At 37.1% G+C, this 18,364-nt stretch carries 13 protein-coding genes, 1 rRNA gene and 1 pseudogene; 9 read left to right on the forward strand and 6 right to left on the reverse strand.

Features of this window, described 5'->3' with window-relative positions:
• The first annotated feature begins 3 nt into the window (after positions 1 to 3).
• The 8 genes and pseudogenes from E4N74_RS09590 (at position 4) to E4N74_RS09625 (ending at position 7,181) form a co-directional block, all read left to right on the forward strand.
• A complete protein-coding gene (locus E4N74_RS09590) occupies positions 4 to 1,044 on the forward strand; it encodes a virulence RhuM family protein (protein WP_255817333.1) in 1,041 nt (346 codons plus the stop codon).
• Between the two features lie 9 nt (positions 1,045 to 1,053).
• Positions 1,054 to 2,418 (forward strand): ATP-binding protein, encoded by a 1,365-nt coding sequence (locus tag E4N74_RS09595; protein ID WP_255817335.1) that lies wholly within the window; start codon positions 1,054 to 1,056, stop codon positions 2,416 to 2,418.
• 33 nt (positions 2,419 to 2,451) lie between these two features.
• Complete coding sequence (locus tag E4N74_RS09600; protein WP_255817338.1) at positions 2,452 to 3,255, forward strand: cysteine protease; 804 nt, start codon at positions 2,452 to 2,454, stop codon at positions 3,253 to 3,255.
• Positions 3,256 to 3,296: 41 nt separating this feature from the next.
• A pseudogene (locus tag E4N74_RS09605) lies at positions 3,297 to 3,425 on the forward strand (leucine-rich repeat domain-containing protein); the annotation flags it as partial.
• A gap of 105 nt (positions 3,426 to 3,530) precedes the next feature.
• Positions 3,531 to 4,106: an acetyl-CoA carboxylase biotin carboxyl carrier protein gene (gene accB, locus E4N74_RS09610; RefSeq protein WP_255817348.1), complete on the forward strand. Its 576-nt coding sequence runs from the start codon at positions 3,531 to 3,533 to the stop codon at positions 4,104 to 4,106.
• A 10-nt stretch (positions 4,107 to 4,116) separates the two neighbouring features.
• A complete protein-coding gene (locus tag E4N74_RS09615; RefSeq protein WP_255817350.1) occupies positions 4,117 to 5,436 on the forward strand; it encodes an acetyl-CoA carboxylase biotin carboxylase subunit in 1,320 nt (439 codons plus the stop codon).
• A 24-nt stretch (positions 5,437 to 5,460) separates the two neighbouring features.
• On the forward strand, positions 5,461 to 6,264 hold the full coding sequence (gene accD, locus E4N74_RS09620) for an acetyl-CoA carboxylase, carboxyltransferase subunit beta (RefSeq protein WP_044977788.1): 804 nt from the start codon (positions 5,461 to 5,463) through the stop codon (positions 6,262 to 6,264).
• The gene (locus E4N74_RS09625; RefSeq protein ID WP_044977789.1) at positions 6,264 to 7,181 is read left to right on the forward strand and encodes an acetyl-CoA carboxylase carboxyltransferase subunit alpha; all 918 of its coding nucleotides are present in this window, start codon (positions 6,264 to 6,266) and stop codon (positions 7,179 to 7,181) included. The genes accD and E4N74_RS09625 overlap by 1 nt, the downstream gene beginning before the upstream one ends.
• A gap of 191 nt (positions 7,182 to 7,372) precedes the next feature.
• On the opposite strand, the gene hutH is transcribed toward E4N74_RS09625, so the two are convergent.
• Together hutH and E4N74_RS09635 are read right to left on the reverse strand one after the other, a co-directional pair.
• Positions 7,373 to 8,896: a histidine ammonia-lyase gene (gene hutH / locus E4N74_RS09630; protein ID WP_255805099.1), complete on the reverse strand. Its 1,524-nt coding sequence runs from the start codon at positions 8,894 to 8,896 to the stop codon at positions 7,373 to 7,375.
• 35 nt (positions 8,897 to 8,931) lie between these two features.
• Positions 8,932 to 10,017: an endonuclease/exonuclease/phosphatase family protein gene (locus E4N74_RS09635; RefSeq protein WP_245608968.1), complete on the reverse strand. Its 1,086-nt coding sequence runs from the start codon at positions 10,015 to 10,017 to the stop codon at positions 8,932 to 8,934.
• Between the two features lie 150 nt (positions 10,018 to 10,167).
• On the opposite strand from E4N74_RS09635, the gene E4N74_RS09640 reads away from it, so the two are divergent.
• On the forward strand, positions 10,168 to 12,045 hold the full coding sequence (locus E4N74_RS09640) for a hypothetical protein (RefSeq protein ID WP_338113395.1): 1,878 nt from the start codon (positions 10,168 to 10,170) through the stop codon (positions 12,043 to 12,045).
• 26 nt (positions 12,046 to 12,071) lie between these two features.
• On the opposite strand, the gene E4N74_RS09645 is transcribed toward E4N74_RS09640, so the two are convergent.
• The 4 genes from E4N74_RS09645 to rrf form a co-directional block, all read right to left on the reverse strand.
• Positions 12,072 to 13,040, reverse strand: a complete 969-nt coding sequence (locus tag E4N74_RS09645; RefSeq protein WP_044977792.1) for an AAA family ATPase — start codon at positions 13,038 to 13,040, stop codon at positions 12,072 to 12,074.
• Between the two features lie 48 nt (positions 13,041 to 13,088).
• Entirely contained in the window at positions 13,089 to 16,805 is a 3,717-nt protein-coding gene (locus tag E4N74_RS09650; protein WP_255817354.1) for a transglutaminase domain-containing protein, read from the reverse strand.
• The gene (locus tag E4N74_RS09655) at positions 16,789 to 18,087 is read right to left on the reverse strand and encodes a DUF58 domain-containing protein (RefSeq protein WP_145475214.1); all 1,299 of its coding nucleotides are present in this window, start codon (positions 18,085 to 18,087) and stop codon (positions 16,789 to 16,791) included. Before E4N74_RS09655 ends, E4N74_RS09650 begins: the two co-directional genes overlap by 17 nt.
• A gap of 77 nt (positions 18,088 to 18,164) precedes the next feature.
• Positions 18,165 to 18,276, reverse strand: a 5S ribosomal RNA gene (gene rrf / locus E4N74_RS09660).
• Between the last annotated feature and the right edge of the window lie 88 nt (positions 18,277 to 18,364).

Consider the following 18,364-nt stretch of genomic DNA (forward strand, 5'->3'; position numbering starts at 1 on the left):
GTAATGGCAAAAAAAGCTAAAACGGATATTCGATCTTCGGCGGCGGAGTATTTGACTTTTATTGCAGCGGGCGGCAAAAGTGCTGAAAGTATCGAAATACGGTATGAAGATGAAAATATTTGGCTGACTCAAAAAATGATGGCTGTTTTGTATGATGCATCGGTGTCAACGATTAACGAGCATATCAAAAATATTCTTGCAGACCATGAATTACAGGAAGAAGCAACTATTCGGAATTTCCGAATAGTTCAAACTGAAGGCGATAGAAGTATAACCCGTTCGGTAAAACACTACGGACTGCAAATGATTATAGCTGTCGGCTTTAAGGTTAACTCTGAGCGGGCTGTGCAATTTAGAAAGTGGGTCAACCGTATTACAAAAGAGTACACAATCAAAGGCTGGGTCATGGATTCGGAACGGCTGAAAAAAGGCTCTTTTCTTACGGACAAATATTTTGAAGAACAGCTGGAGCGGGTTAGAGAAATCAGGGCAAGCGAACGCAAGTTCTATCAAAAGATTACCGACCTGTATGCAACTGCTTTAGACTACGATAAAACAGCCGCTGCTACCAAAAGGTTTTATGCAACGGTACAAAACAAAATGCATTTTGCCGTCCACGGACATACGGCTGCGGAGCTTATTTATGAGCGTGCCGACAGTACGCAACCGCACATGGGACTGACTACATGGCAGGATGCTCCCGAAGGCAAAATTAAAAAATCCGATGTTATTATTGCAAAAAACTATTTAAGCGAGATAGAACTTTCGCAGTTAAACCGGATGGTAACTTCATATCTCGACTTTGCAGAAAATATGGCGTTGCGGAAGATTCCGCTTACCATGCAAGATTGGGAAACGCGGCTTACCGGTTTTATCGAAATGTTCGAATACGGACTTTTAAAAGATGCAGGAAAGGTATCTGCAGAAATTGCAAAACTTCATGCCGAATCCGAATTTGAAAAATACCGCATCATTCAAGATAAGACCTTTGTTTCCGATTTTGACAAATACTTAGCGGAATTGGAAAATACCATTAGCGGATAATTATAAAATATGGAAGATTATAATAAAGAGTTTAAAATCGATATTCCTAAAAAGCAAAGTGCACTTAAAGCTGAAATCGTCTCTTTTTTAAATAGCACCAATGGAGAAATCTATTTAGGTGTAGATGACAGCGGAACTATACATTATGATCTTATAAACAAAAAAAAGAAAAAATGGGAAGAAATACTCTCAAATTGGATTGTAAATGCTTTTAATCCCGATGTAACGAATTTAATATATATCTATCCAAATGAAACACCTTTTAGGATAAAGATTCTTAAGGGAAAAGAAAGACCTTATTTTTATAAAGACGGAGAAGGTTTTAATACAAAAGGCGTATATGTCAGAGTCGGCAGTACAAAAAGACTTGCAAGTTTTGATGAAATTCAAAGAATGATACGGCAGCATAGTCAGCATGATTACGAGCGTTTGTTATGTCATCGGGATGATTTAACCTTTAATTATGTAGAAAATAGATTTAAGGAAAAAGGAGTCCTTTTTGACAAATATGCTCTATCCCTCATCGATAAGGATGATAAATACAATAATGCAGCTCTCTTATTGAGTGACCAAAATCCTACTACTAGTAAATTTGCAGTTTTTCAAGGCACTACGGTGAATATCTTTTTGGATAAAAAAGAATTTACAGGTTCCATCTTAAAACAATTAGATGAAGTTCTCTATTTTGCCAATTTATCAAATCGAAAAAAAATCACCATTACCGGAAAACCTGAACGGGATGAATATTTGGATATTCCCGAAAGAGCACTCAGAGAAGCTATCGTAAATTGTTATTGTCATAGAGATTGGACCTTAAGCGGAGATATAAAAATAGAATTTTACGATGACAGAGTGCAGATTTTTTCTCCCGGCAGCTTGCCAGACGGATTGACATTGGAAAACATAAAAATGGGCATGGTTGCAAAAAGAAATAAAATTATCGTAGATACTCTGGATAAAGCCGATGTTATTGAAAATTATGCTTCGGGCGTACGCAGAATATTTGAAGATTATGCACATTTTAAAAAACAACCCGAATATTATATTTCAGATAACGGGGTAATAGTTACCTTATTCAATCGAAATTATGATGTCCAAAATGACGGTCAAAGTGGCGGCCAAAATGATGTTCAAAATGATGTCCAAAATGATGTCCAAAATGATGTTCAAAAATTGAGTGCGGAACAAAGAAAAGAAAAAATCATAGAACTGATGAAATCAAATAACAAAATCACAATTGATATGATAAAATGTATGATCAATGTATCAAAACCTACCATTGAGAGGGATATAGCTAAGCTAAGAAAAGATAATAAGATTGAATATGTAGGCAGCGCCAAAGACGGCCGCTGGATTGTAAAAGTAAATAATTAGACATTTACATATGGAGGATTTCGATAAATAGTTATGAAAAAACTTTTGATGATACCGATTACAGTATGTTTATTGGCAGGCGGTGTAAGAGCCTTTGCCTATGGAGTCAATAGCTTTACGGTTTATGATGCACAAGATAAGATTGTACACAAGATAACCGATAAAGACGAAATCAATGCGTTGTATCTGCTTTTTCAAGAATCTTTACTGCTAGAAGCTGATGAAGCTTCGTTTACGGAATTGCCTAAAGACGCACAAGAGTTATACCGTTATGTTCTTTCGTATAATTACGGTGATAACGATGAGCAGGATTTTAACTTTATTGTATATAAAAATTATCCTCTTTGCCGAATTTCCGTTTCTCAATTACAGAAAACGGAGGACATCCCAAAAGAATTAACATGGAAACTTTTTAAATACGCATACGAAATCGTCAGTAAACCTGCCGAGGTGAAAAAGCAGCTTTCTTATTCTGTGAAAAATTCTTATATCCGCATATACGATGATAAGAACACTCTTTTGCTATTTATTACAGGGGAAAAAATTCTGGATATATTCGATACATTGTTTGGAGAAGATATTGCCGAAATCGAAATCGAAGAAAGAAATTTGAAAAGCCTTTTTACCGCCGAAAGCATTCATAATGGCCGAGAAGTCCTTGTGCATTATTCATTTATGGATGATGACAAAATTATGAAGCTGTATCTTTACAAAAACACAAAAGAAATGAATATAACAACCGATACCGGAGTTCTAAAAGTAAACCTTTCAGAAGAAGCGTATAGAATTTTAAGCAGCCCTAAAAGCTTTCAAAAAGAATTCGAAAAAAGAAGATGATAAAAAATGAAGTTAATAGGACAGTTGGTAATAAATAAATGGATCCAAGGGAAGGAACTATAACGGATTTTTCTTCTTCCGCCGAGTTAAAAGCTGCTTTTGAAGCTGCAAAGGCAAAAAACTGGAGATTCTATAAACGGGATACAGTTGGAAATGAGGAAGAGGTTTAGGATGCTTAAAAATGGATTTTTATAAGGGATAGACACTCTGCCCGTATAAATGATAAAATGTCGGCCTTTGCGGTTAACTAAATAAATAAAACTTAAGGAGTTTTTATGAAAGAGGATTTTATTTTAAAGGTGATAGAAAAGTTTGAAAAAGGCGATGCCGTGGTCTTGCAGATAAAGCAGGATGACTGCGAGCTTATCTTAAAAAAAGAAGGAGCCTTCCCTAAAAAGGAAGCTGTCATCCAGTCAGGTGCGTGCGGAGGAGTGCAGACAGCCTATCCTATGCCCTATGCAGCTATGCCGGCAGGATTTCAATCCGGTTTACAGAACGGATTTCAGACAGCTCCGGCAGGAGCAACAGGGCAAGGAGCCGCGCCTCAAACACCGGCAAATTCGTCTGCAGAAGAGCCGGCTAAAGCCTCACCCGCCGTTTCATCGGCTAACCTACTCGAAGTAAAAAGCCCCATTGTAGGCACCTTTTATAGGGCACCGTCTCCGGATTCTCCTCCCTATGTTGAAAAGGGCAGCACAGTAAAAAAAGGTCAGCCCCTTTGCGTGCTTGAGGCTATGAAGATGATGAATACCCTCGAATGCGAATATGACGGGGTTATCGAGGAAATCTTAGTTTCAAACGGAGACCTTGTAGAATTCGATCAGGTCTTGTTTAAGATAAGGGCTAAGTAGGAAGGTTCCTATGATTAAAAAAATACTTATCGCCAACAGAGGCGAAATAGCCGTGAGGGTTATCCGCTCCTGCCGCGAAATGGGAATAAAAACCGTCGCCGTTTACTCTACGGCGGACAAGGACTGCCTCCACGTTCTTTTGGCTGATGAGGCTGTCTGCATAGGACCGCCCCCCTCGGCTAAAAGCTATCTTAATAGGGAAGCTCTAATTACGGCAGCCCTTTGCACCTCCTGTGAGGCCGTACATCCGGGGGTAGGCTTTTTATCGGAAAACGCAGGTTTCGCCCGCGAGGTAGAAAACGCAGGGCTTTTTTGGATAGGGCCCAAGCCCGACACAATCGAAATGCTCGGCGATAAGGTATGTGCCCGTGAAACAGCTGTAAAAAGCGGACTTCCTGTAACCCCCGGATCGGATGGAGCTATAAAGGAGTTGGCCGAAGCTAAAAAAACGGCCGAAAAATGCGGCTATCCCGTCATCATTAAAGCAGCCTCAGGCGGCGGCGGAAAGGGAATGCGCATCGTCTATAAAGAATCGGAATTAGCCGAAAACCTAAAAATCGCTTCCGCCGAAGCCGAAGCCAATTTTGCCGACGGCACGGTTTATATCGAAAAATATCTGGTAGATCCGCGCCATGTAGAGCTTCAAATTCTAGGCAATGGTAAAGGAGCCGTTTCCGTTTTGGGTGAAAGGGATTGCTCGGTTCAAAAAAATCATCAAAAGCTGATAGAAGAAAGCCCCTCTCCGGCTGTAAGCGAGGAAATGCGGGAAGCCATGTGTAAGGGAGCTGTCAGCCTTTTTTCTTCCCTTAAATACCGCGGGGCAGGAACAATCGAGTTCCTCGTATCGGGCAATAATTTCTACTTTATGGAAGTAAACGCCCGAATTCAGGTAGAGCATCCCGTTTCGGAGATGATTACCGGCACCGATATAATTGCGGAACAAATCCGTGTTTGCACAGGGGAAAATATGAAGTTTGCCCAAGGGATTTTGCCCACCAAGGGATGGGCTATCGAAGCCAGAATAAATGCCCGCTCTCCGGGGCTCATAAAGAATTTGAGGGTTCCCGGAGGAAACGGAGTGCGTTTTGACAGCTTTTTGTACCAAGGCTATTCGGTAGTTCCGTTTTATGATTCAATGACGGCTAAACTCATAGTTCACGGAACCGATAGAGCCAATGCCATTCAAAAGCTGCTTTGTGCCCTTGATGAGCTTAAAATTGAAGGCATCACTTGCAATATTGAAGAACAAAAGATTATACTTAACTCGAAAAAGTTCAAATCCGGTGTTTTCGGTACCGGACTCTATGAAGAGCTTTTTGGAAGTAAGTAAGAAAGTTTTTATAGGGAGACTTAAATGGATTGTCCTAGTTGTAAAGTATCATATGATGAAGAGGTGTTTACAGATAACCTGATGGTATGCCCTCATTGTAATTATCATTTACGCATAGAGCCGAGGCAAAGAATCACCTATCTAACCGATGAGAATTCTTTCAAAGAGCTTTATGCCAATCTTAAAACCTGTAATCCCATCGAAATGGAAGGTTATGAAGAAAAAATTTCGGCTGCAGAAGAAAAAGCGGCCTTAAACGAAGCCGTTATTACGGGTTCTTGTAAGATTAAAGGAAGAGATGCCCTTTTAGCCCTCATGTCCTTTCACTTTATGGGAGGCTCCATGGGCTCCGTTGTAGGCGAAAAGATTTCGCGCCTTATGCTAAAGGGAGCCGCTGAAAGAATACCTGTAATTATCTATGCGACTTCAGGCGGGGCACGAATGCAGGAGGGGCTTTTTTCTTTAATGCAGATGGCCAAAACTTCAAGTGCGGCCGCCGAGCTGGATGAAAAAGGGGTTCCTCTTTTTATAATGCTTTGTGACCCGACTACGGGAGGAGTTACGGCAAGTTTTGCAATGCTCGGAGATATAACGGCAGCGGAACCGGGTGCCCTTATCGGCTTTGCAGGCCCAAGAGTTATCGAAGGCACTATCCGACAGCAGCTCCCCGAAGGATTTCAGAGGGCGGAATTTCAGTTGGAAAAAGGCTTTGTGGACTGTATAGTACCGCGCCAAGAGCAAAGGCAATTTTTTGCCCGTATGATTGACGCTCACAGCCTCGGCCTTAAAGAAGCCCCTAAAAAGAAAAAGACAGCAGGAGAGAACTAATGAGCGGCACAGATCAAACAAACTTATTAAATAATTTAAAGGATATAGCCCAAAAAGCGGGACTTGATATAAGCGAGGAACTTGCAAAAATAAATGCAAAACTTGAAAGCTCAACAGCTCTTGCAAAAACATGGGAAAGGGTAGAACTCGCCCGCCACAGCGACAGGCCTAGAACATTGGACTACATAAATTTGATTTTCGATAATTTTACCGAACTTCACGGAGACCGTTTTTTCGGAGATGATCCCGCAATGATAGGCGGAATAGGCTTTATCGACGGAAGGCCGGTTACGGTGATCGGCACCCAAAAGGGAAGAAACTTGCGCGAAACCATTGAAAGGAACGGAGGTATGGCAAACCCTGAAGGCTACCGCAAAGCCATGCGCCTTGCAAAACAAGCCGAAAAGTTTAAAAGGCCGATTATTACCTTTATCGACACACAAGGTGCCTATCCCGGCCTTGGAGCCGAAGAAAGAGGAATCGGAGAAGCTATTGCCTTTAACTTACGGGAATTCAGCCGCCTAAAAACTCCCATAATCTGCATAATCATAGGCGAAGGAGGTTCCGGCGGAGCTCTCGGCATAGGGGTGGGAGATAAGATTTACATGCTTGAAAACGCCATATTCTCGGTTATATCCCCTGAAGGATGCGCTTCAATCTTATTGAGGGATTCAAGCAGGGCAAAGGATGCCGCAGCCATGCTTAAAATTACCAGCCGAGAGGTTCTTGACCTAAAGGTAATCAACGGCATAATCCCTGAACCCGAAAAAGGAGCTCACACCGATCCCAAAAAAACCGCCGATGCTATCAAGGAACAAATCCTAAAAGATTTAGCCGACCTTACAAAACGCGACCCTGCAGTTTTGGTAAAATACCGAAGCAAAAAGATAAGAAGCATAGGAAAATATTCGGAATAAACGGAGATTTCTATAAACTAAGCGGTTAAAAATAAAAAACGAAAGAAACCGCAATGGACACCAAGACCGCAAAGCTGTTGAGAGGCGTACATTCTTGTACACTTCTCAACGCTATAAAGGATATAGAAGCGGTTTTCATATAGGCACAATTACCAATTAACCCTTTGCGGCCCCTGCGGTTTCATTTCTTTTTACTTAACAGCATTTTCAATCATTTCAATATTTTCATCATTTGAAATAATTTCGAGAGCTTTCATAATATCATTATAAAGAATGCGGTCTTCGGTAACCTTGGAAATGTGTTTTCGGATAAGCTTCATCATCTCGCCGGTTCCCTTTCCGTATTTTTTTACTCCCCGTAAATCACAGGCTTGAGCAGCCGTAAGCCATTCAATAGCAAGAACATGGCGCACGTTTTTAACGATTTCGGTTATTTTTCGGGCAGCTGTAGTTCCCATACTTACGTGGTCTTCCTTGTTCCCCGATGAGGTGATAGAGTCAACACTTGCAGGGTGAGCCAATACCTTGTTTTCTGAAACAAGGGATGCGGCCGTGTATTGCGGAATCATAAAGCCTGAATTTACTCCTCCGTTTTCTATTAAGAAAGCAGGAAGGCCTCCGTTTAGTTGCGGGTTTACAAGGCGCTCGATTCGGCGTTCGCTTATATTTGCCAGTTCGCTTACGGCAATGCCTAAAAAGTCCATAGTTATAGCGATTGGCTGCCCGTGGAAGTTTCCGCCCGAAATAACATCATGATTGTCGGGGAAGACGAGCGGATTATCGGTTACGGCATTGATTTCTATCTCTAAAACCTTGCGCACATATGCAATAGCATCGGCGCTTGCTCCGTGGACTTGCGGAACACAGCGGAGGGTGTACGGGTCTTGGACATCATTTTCTCTTGTGTTGATAGAAGAGCTTCCTTTTAACATTTTGAGGATAAAGGCGGCCGTATCAATTTGCCCCTTGTGAGGGCGGGTCTTATGGATTCGGGGGTCGAGGGCTGCAGTAATTCCTCTAAAGGCCTCAAACACCAAGGAGGCTCCCATGTTGGCGGTTTTTAAAAGCTGCTCGGCATCATGCAGGGCTAGGGCTCCGATACCTGACATTACGGGAGTTCCGTTAATTATGCCGAGACCGTCTTTTCCTGAAAGAACGACAGGCTTTAAACCGGCCTTTTCAAGCGCAGCTTTTCCTTCTATCAGCTTGCCTTCATAATAGGCTTTTCCTTCGCCTATCATTACTAGGGCTATGTGGGCAAGGTTTGCCAAGTCGCCGCTTGCTCCCAATGAACCTTTTTCGGGCACATAGGGAGTTACGCCCTTATTTAGCATATCTACAAGAATATCCGGAATAGACGGGGTTACACCCGAAAAACCGCTTGCATGTGTGTTTAGCCTTAAAAGCATTATGGCTCTAACTATGTCCTCCGGGAAAGGATTGCCGACACCGCAGGCATGGCTTAAAATTAAGTTTCTCTGCAAGGCACCGTTTTGATCCTTAGTAATTGTTACGGTAGATAATTCACCAAAGCCGGTCGAAATACCGTAGGTAGGCTTACCGCTTTTTACGATATCGTCTACAATTTTCTTTGAATCCTTGATTCTTTTTTTTGCATCTGCGGATAGTTTTACTTCCGCTCCATGGCGGGCAACAGCTACAACATCTTCGATCGTTAAACTGCTGCCGGTTACCGTTACAGGTTTTACCTTCATTTTTTGCTCCTTGTATTTGTATTTTTATAGCTGACCTATTTTATAAGTTTAAATTCTGCAATTACGGGATGGTGATCCGAAACTTCAAAATTTAAATCAATAGTTTTTACTCCGGTAATTTCAACATTGGGAGAACATATGAACCCATCTATTATCGTGGTGTAATTTTCTCCCTTAACGTAGGGCTTTTCCAAAAGACGAACTGTAGGCGTAGAGCTATCAAATCCCCATTTCCAGTCCTTTCCGATAAAATCGGCAGGAGAATATTCTATCCATTCAAGAAATTTATCAGGGGTAGTATAAGGCATAAAAAGGCTTTTTTCTACACCCGGAAAAAGAGAATTCCAATCTCCGCCGGCAATTACCCAATGTCCATCATTATAAAATTTTAAAGCAAGGTTTTTTAGATATTCCATTTCCTGCTTTCTTAATATGCCTGCTGCATCGTAAGCCGAAAGATGTAAGTTTATTATATAAAGATTTTTACCCGGAACATCGGTTTTAATTTCAGAAACAAGAAGGCAGCGCTTTAAGTTGACGGTTTTTAAGGGCCATGAAAAGGTGCCGGGAAGCTGATGACGTTCAGCTTTTTTTATTACGTATTTACTTAGCGTAAAGACACCGCTCTTAACCCGACCCAAGGGATTTGACACAGGAGCGGGCACAAGGACGGCATTGTAGTTCGCTGCAAAGACTGAATCATAATCGGCAAAAAAATCGGATATGGCTTTTTCTTGATTTACATAAAAGCTGCGTTTTGATTTTAAGTCGATTTCTTGGATTAGGTTAATACCGCAATCTTCTTTTTTAAGCAGAGCTTTTACTTTTTCGAGATTATATAATACGGTTTCCTTACTTCGGGCCGTCACATTTTTTCCCCCGTCATAAAAAAAGTCGTTTTCAGCATCAAGGCTGCAATAGCCGATGTTCCAGCTTAAAACTTTAAAGGCTTCATCAGCCTGAATGACTTCTTCTTTTGATCTTTTCGTTATATTTGCATTTTCAATCGGTTTAGGCCGGTATTCGGCTATGGTAACAAACACAAAAAAACCGGCAGTCAAAAAAATCAATACCGCTAAAACGGCCAAGGGAATAAAAATAAATAATTTGCGTGAAAGCATATCAGCCCGCCTTTTATTAAACTTATTGCTCTTTTTAGGATTATATCTAAAAAAACAGTTTTATTCAATTACAAAAGGTTAATATTAAGGGTTGATATCTGTTGAAAATTTGTTGATAATCTTGAATTATTAAAAAATATTGTGTATAATATAGGAATGACTATTTATACTGATTTACTGCATTTACTTAGATTGTTTTCTTTACGCAGAGACAGTGCCCAAGTTACACTGCAGCCTTTTCAAGATTATCTCCATCGTTATGCACGCCGGTTTTTACAACAAAAGCCGGAACTGGCTGTCCACCTTGAAATTTCTCTTGACACTCTTTTAAATGAACTAAAAAAAATCCAAGAGGATGGAGATATCGAAATAACAACGGATAAGTCCAATACAACCATTATATTCGTTCCATATTACCACGTAGATAATATATCCCGTCAATACGCAAATCTTGAGCAGCATCCCGATATTCCTTTTCCTCTTTTATCCGATCTGCCTAAAAATTTTCCGGGAAAACTTTTAAAGACAATCACCCTTTCAGATGACATAGCCTTAATAAATCCGGAATCTAAGGAAAGTTCTTTTTTATATGTACTAAACTATAACGGCGATATTCCGGCTCTCATCTTTCCGGGCTCTTACAAGACCGAAAAACTTTTAAATTTGGCATTAGATAAGGTTAAACTTTTTTTATCAAAAGATGAAAGCAGGGACTACATGCAAAAAAGGCTTCTGGTCGCCAATCCGGGTAAAGAATTTACGGTTAAAACATTCATAACAAGAGCAATGTCACACAGCGTTAATAGTTTTCAAAATGTCAAAGAATCGGGTGACAACTATATATTGTGGGGTCAACTCTGTGCCTTTATAAAACAAGAATTTGCCAAAAAGAATGAAAAACTCCCCGATGAGATAGCCTTATTACAAGCCGTCGGCATTCTGGAATATTTAAATAACTATTATAGAAACAGAGTCCAAAAAGATATTCAAACGGACACGGCTTTAAAGAACCTCCTTCTTGCTTTTCAAAAAGCACCGTATTATTTTACAATGAAGCAAATAACCCAATTTACAGATTCCAGAGGGGTGCCCTTACTCGGACAATATTCTGAGGAAACTTTACAAAATTTTATGAAGGAAAAAACAAGCACTTCGGAAAAATACATAATTCCCGATATTCTCAGCTTTACAAATTCTTCAAATGATAGGTTTTACCTGCTTACAGAAAAAGTAGTGCCCCTTTTAATATCTCTCATAAACGAAGCAAGAAAACCCGTTAGGGAACTGTGTATAAAAAAATGGCACGAAATGCTCCTTAATTTTGAGCAAGACGAATCAATGAAAAACGATGCAGCTTTCAATGAATTGTTAAAAGAAATAGTCTCTCATTCAACTCCTAATTTATACGGTCTTTTAAATGCTCCTTTTATTTTATCCATAATTGCAGATCCCCGGTTAAATGAAATTCAAGCGATGGAGATAAACCGAATTTTTCCGGCAGGAAAACCTGCTGCCTATAATGAAATTTTAATGCTCAATAGATATGAGATTTTAAGCGACACTAAAATACTCCTTCCATTCTGGTACACTATTCCGATAATTTCTTCGATAATTGCTTTTTTCAAACGAAAGAAAAAAAAGCCTCAGCCTGTACAGCCTGAAAAAAAAGAAACTGTCTATAAAAAACCTAAACTCAAGTTAAAAGATGTTGCAGAAAAAATCGCTGCCGAATTTCTTCCTGAAAGCATGACAATAGATCAAGCTCTTGAAAAAAATTTGGATGAATGGAATCACACATTGGGTCACCCTGCAAGAGAGAATCTAACTGAAGATGTAAATGCCTTAATTCGTGATTATTTACGGGGAGTAAATAGAACTATTTCAGTTACAAGTTTTACTGCTGACAGAGTAAGAGGGCTGGCTAAAACACTTTTGGAATCTCCCGGCCTTTTAAAAATAAAAGAGCGAAATGCTATCGAAAACTATGTAGAGCTGTATATTCTAAAGCTGGTATCACAATATTCTTAAGCGCCGAATAATTTTATTTAATTTACTTAAGCCTCTTTAGACCAGTCCGTTTCTTTATCCATTTTGATCAGCACGGATTTTGTAATTTCTGCAATAGCTTCTTTTTCATTGACCTTTCTATTTTTAAAGATACATCTATGAGCTAGGACATAGGGAGCTATCATTTCAATATCAGTATCTTCAACCCAGTTCCGTCCATCAGAAAGAGCTATCGTTTTTGCAAGATGCAAAAACTGTAAAGAAGCTCTGGGAGATGCACCTAACTCAATATCCGGATGCTCTCTTGTTTTATTGCAAATATCTATTATAGCTTTTTGTAATGCCTTGTGACAATACACCCTTTCTTGTTCTCCGCGGGACTCAATTATATCGCCGATAGTTATAATGGGAAAAAGTTTTGAAAGAGCAAGCACACCTGGGTTGCCTTGAAGTATTTCAAGAGCCGATTCATCATCAGGATAACCTATAGAAAGAGACAACATAAAACGGTCAAGCTGAGCAGGAGGCAGGGGATAAGTACCCAAAGTTTCCACGGGATTTTGAGTAGCAGCCGTAAAAAAAGTATCGGGCAATTTATAAGTTTGTCTTCCAACAGTTACCTGTTTTTCTTCCATAACCTCAAGAAGAGCAGCTTGAACCTTAGGAGGAGTTCTATTTAATTCATCGGCCAAAAAAATATCGCAAAAAACAGGGCCCTTTACAAATTCAAAACTTTGAGTTTGTGCATTAAAAACATCAACACCAGTAATATCATAAGGAAGTAAGTCAGGGGTACATTGGATTCTTTTAAACTCGGCAGTGTTCTCGCAGTCTTTTTTTATTAATTTAGCTAAGGCCTTCACCATTGTCGTTTTCCCAACACCGGGAACATCATCTATAAGAACATTGCCGCCGCTCAAAAACGCTGCAACAAAAAGACGGATAACATCATCTTTACCCTTTACAACTAAACCGATATGTTTTGTAAGCTCATCTATTATATCTTTTGTGTTCATACCAAACAGTATAACCGAAAATAGGGTTTTGTTCTATATCACAAGACCTTATAACTTAAAACTAAAAATATCTTTTACCAAGACATTAATGGAATTTTTAAAATGTTTTTTATCCAATTTTTCAATTACAAAATTTTTACTATAAAGAGTATACCCGTTTTTATCGGTTAATTTAAAAGAAAGGTTTTTATCGGAATATGTCAACTGAAGAGAAAATTTAGAATTATCATCTTCTATAAAACGGGATGATGTTATCAATTTTTTTATTTTTTTTGAATTGAGTTTTATGTTTTCGGTTTTGTCCATATCTATATTTATTTTTACTGGTAATTTTATATCATGTTCCAAAAAACCTGTAGGATTCAAATCAAAAAGAGATTCCAAGTAAAGATAATAAAGCTGCGGAGAAGTTTGTTTTGCAATCTTACTTCCTTCAGCATATAAGTTTTTAAGAGCAAATTTTTCCCATTCCGGATCCATTTTTGAAATACCTTCATTAAGCATTTTTAAATCCGATTCAATGATGCCTTTGTCTGCAAGATAAGCACCTGCACTTTGCGGAATAAGCATAGTTTCTATAGACTCTGAATTCTTAAGATATTTAAGAGCCTTTTTTCCTTTTCCTTTAAAGGCACGATAATAATAAGTATTGGCATAAAGAGTATTTGCAACATCCTCAGAATACCTTTTATTATTTTGTTTATATTCTTTTGCAACTTTTAAAGAATATAATCTAAAAACCGCATCATAATATTTATATTTTAATTTGTAGTTTATTTTATTATTTAAATTTTTTATCCAATCAAAAAAGTTTAAGGTCAATCTGGTTTTTTCAAAATTATATTTACGAATGTATAATTCTCTTTTTAAATCATAAAGATTGCTTTTAAATTCATTTACACTCAAACCGTAATCTGAAATCCATGCCTCACTTATATTTTGAAGTTCATTTAAAATATACTGTTCGGCTTTTTCAATATGTCCCGTTTCCAAAAACAAATTTATAATACTTAATATCGAAAGAGGAGTGTCATCATCGGCAGCGGCTGAAAAATAAGAAGAAAGAGCCTGTGTAAAATTATTTCTTCTTTCTTCAAGTTCTCCTATCATCATATAGCTTGAACTGCGCTCTTTCATATCTAAAGCAGCCTTTGCATCCTCTATGGCATTTTCAAATTGATAAAACTGACTTTCTAAAATAGCTTTATTATAATAATAGATAGCCCCTGAATACTTTCTATCCAGTTTTTTTGCTTCATTTATTGCTTTTACATAAAATTCTTTTGATTTTTTATAGTCAAAGATTTCATTGTATAAGGTTCCCAAAGAATTATAAACCGATAAATCTTTTCCGTAACGCTCTATGTTATTCAATAAAAAATTTATTCCTTCCTCAGGCCTGTGACATTTAAAACATAACCAACCGTAATTAGCGGCTGCAAAGCGGTCATGAGGAATAAGATATAAATAATTTTTAATATACACCAAGGCTTCTTCATATTTGTTTAAGGAAGACGCACAGCCGGAAAGATAAAACAAGATGCTGCTGTTATCAGGATTAATATCCTGGCCTTTTTTTAATATCTTATATGCCGGTTTATATAATTCTTGATTATAATAAATTTCCCCAAGCCTTAAAAACAAGCTGTCGTTTTGCGGGTACCTTTTTATTCCGTCCTGTAAAAGGGATAAAGCCCGTTCCCAATTTTCAGCTTCTATAGCCTTTTCGGCTTCAAAAAGAATAGTATCCGCATTCTCAGTATTTAGAATGAATGATAAAAAAGAGAAAGTCAATAATATAATAATTTTTCTGTTTTTGCTTTTTAAGAGTTTTTTTGCAATTTTTACATCGTCATCCGTACACTCCGGTGCAAATTTTGCTTTTTGAATCAGAACATTCATTTGTGTACCCTCTTCAGAACTCTGTCTTTTTTTCTTAAATAATCGTCCGGCTGTAAGTACAACCCTCCTATTATTTTTTGAAAATTTTAATATAAGATAAGGCCGTATTTTGTAAATTATAAATATTAAAACCGCAAAAATAATTATAATAAGCATAAAAAAAGACATATTTTCTTTGAAAAACCGTTTTATATATGTACCTATATTTGAAATATCATATTCTTTTTCGGTAATTTCAGTAATTTTAATTTCACTGCGTTTTTCTAAAATCTCACTTAAAAGAGAGTTAAATTCTTCACCTCCGGCATTCATACCAAAATTAATATTTTCTCCTTCTGCGAGCTGAGAAGTTGTAGGATCAAAACTGACCCAGCCTATAAACGGAAAAAAAACTTCAACCCATGCATGAGCCATGTTTGCTCTTACGGGATAATAATTCATAATTTCAGATTCGGGCTGAACAAAAAATCCTACGGCAACACGGGATGGGATTCCTACACTCCTAAGCATAAGCGCATAAGAAAATGCAAAATAAGTGCAATAACCTTTTTTTGTTTCGGTTAAAAAATACTTTAACTGGTTACCGTCAGGAGCCTTGCCCGGTTTTAAAGAATAACGGTAATCTCCATCCGTAAAATAGAATTTAAGAGCTAGAATTTTATCCAAATAATCCGGAATATTTTCGGTTATCTTTTCTGCCGTTTGATGCACAAGTTTAAAACTTTCATCATCAATTTTTGTATAAAAATCCAAATCTTCCTTTGACAGTCCCTCCCCATCATCCCCTGAAGGAAAGGCTTCTCCGTAAATGTCCGATGCAAAATCAAATATTGCATCGCTGAATACCTTATATCCTCCGTTAAATTTTGAACTATCCCAAATTTCATATGGAATTATTTTTGTCGGATAATCCATAGCTATAAAGGATGAAGGTGATAAGTTGACAAAAAAATATTCCTGCTCGGCTTTTTCCCGCATTGAAAAAGCTCTATGTAAAATATCTTTTTGCCCCTTAGGCAAAGATGTAATTTGAGCGTTCTCAGATGGAGCTTTCTTTTCATAAAAGCCTTTTGCAGGATCCCATCCTGAAAGGTACATTCTTCTTAACATATTATGCGAAAAATTTTTATCAAAATGAGTAACTAAAACAAGGTCATCACTCATTTTGATTTCACTTTGCAGCCTCAAATAATCTGAAAAATCAAATCGAAATAGAGTCGGCTGCAATAAACCTCCATGATTAACCGATGCGGCCTCATTATAGTTTTTCAGTACAAAAAAGATTATAAAAGAAAAAAAAGATAAAAACAATAAAAAAAATTTCAGTTGTTTTTTTTCAAAATTAAAAGACAGAAAAAGACGGAAAATTTCAAGTACGGAAAATATTAACGAAAGGAAAACCGCATATATCGGATGTTCAAAAACAGACATTGAAAAATTTCCTTGAGTCCAAAAAAGAAGAGCAAAAATGCTAAAAAAAACTATGGATTCATAGCGGCGGTATTTTTCATTTTTACAAAAACCAATAGTAGAAATCGAAATAAAAAGGGTTTGAAGTATCAAAAAAGGAATAATAATATCTAAACGTAAATATAAAATATCAAACAATTCTATCGATATGATTTTAAATATAAATAAAATAAAGAATAAACAAATAATTACACTTAAGCATATTAAAATAAATGCCGATGATGGTTTTATTCGTTTTTCTTGAAATTTATAACATAAAAAAATTACAATCAGAGTCCAAAAAGGAAGAATAAATGAAGGTAAAATTTCAAACAAAAATAATGATGGAATAACACTAAGTATTATAAGCGAAAATATACGCAAAAGAAAATTAAGCTTATATCGAGTAAGCATAAAATCCTCCATTTCTCAATGCATATTTTATAGTTTCAATATTTTCATTCATTTGTTTTGACAAAAGGCGGTATTTTTTTTGAGAAAATGTATAAAACAAAAAAGAATGTAAAATATTTTTTGGTTTATAAATTATAGTTTCAAGGCCGGTATAAAAGGCACATTCGTTTTTATAATCCGAAAAGTTTCTAAAAAACTTTTCAAAAATTTTATTACCTGATTGTACAGGCATAAAAAAATAAAGCAAATAATTTTTTTTATTTTCATCATCAATAAAGAAATTCTTTTTTAATTTAGGTTCATACTCACTCTTTTTATTCAAAATTTTAAGTTGAGGAATGGAAAAAATCCTTTTTATTGTTTCTTCGGCATCCGTCTCATCAACATACACTAATTCCGTTTCATAAGAGTTTTTTTCGTTATCATAAAAAAGAATTTTAAAACTTATTCCGTTTTGATGTAAATAAAAAGCTATCGATGAAATCAAATTAATAAACTCATCAAATTTTTTTTTATAAAATTCAAAATCGCGGCTTACAACGGGGGTTTCAACATAAACTGTAAAAAAAGACCTCGGCGGCGGAATGTAATCACCCTGTTTTATACTAAGTTCCTGAGTATGAGCGTATAGTTTCCAATTAATCTTTCGTATATCATCCCCGGGGAAATAAGGGCGAGTATCATAAAGTTCATCAGTTCGTCTCAAATTTATCGTATGATCGGAGGTTTCATTTAAAATTGCAGGAAACGAAAAAGTTTTTATTTCACTTAATACCGGATAAATAAAAACTTGAGGTATTGACTTTTCTTTTTTCAATAAACGGAATGAAAAAAAACCTGCAAGATCGGAAAGTTCAATATATTCTCTTTCTAAAAAAAATCTGCCTCGTTCTTCTTTTGGAATAGAAAAAAAAGTCTGTTCTCTTTTAAGTTTGATATTAAATCTTAGTCTTCGGCTTTTTTTATCATTCAAATCCGACGAAAATTCAAAAATGTAAAAGATAATTACTCCGGGTAAAATAATAGGAAAAAGATTTTTTCCTATTCGGTTTCCTACAGGTAAAATAGAAATTTTTTCATTTTTTAGTTTTATTAAATAATTTGTTTTTTCACATAAGAAAATAGAAATAATAAGGCACACTAAGGATAATACAAAATAAAGGCATAAACAAACGCCGCAAACAACCGCAAATAATTCGCCTCGAATACCGGCTCCCGTCAACAAGAGGATTGAAAATAGAATATAAATAATCCCGGGAACCGTAAGCTTAAAAACCTTCATCAAATACATCCTAACATTTTTTAGTTAAATAATCAAGGAATGGACAATCCGATAAACCGGTGGTGGAATAAAAAAAAGCCAGGCAGCATCCTACTTTCCCACTTGATCAGCAGTATCATCGGCGTAAGAGAGCTTGACTTCCGTGTTCGGGATGGGAACGGGTATTACCTCTCCACTATGGCCACCTGGCAATAAAAAACAAATTAAGGACTTAAAACCGTATCTTCAGTTTTAAGTGCAAGAATAAGGTAAGAGAATGAAGAAAAAAGGTTAATTT

This window comes from Treponema putidum, from assembly GCF_024401155.1.
GTDB classification, from domain to species: domain Bacteria; phylum Spirochaetota; class Spirochaetia; order Treponematales; family Treponemataceae; genus Treponema_B; species Treponema_B putidum.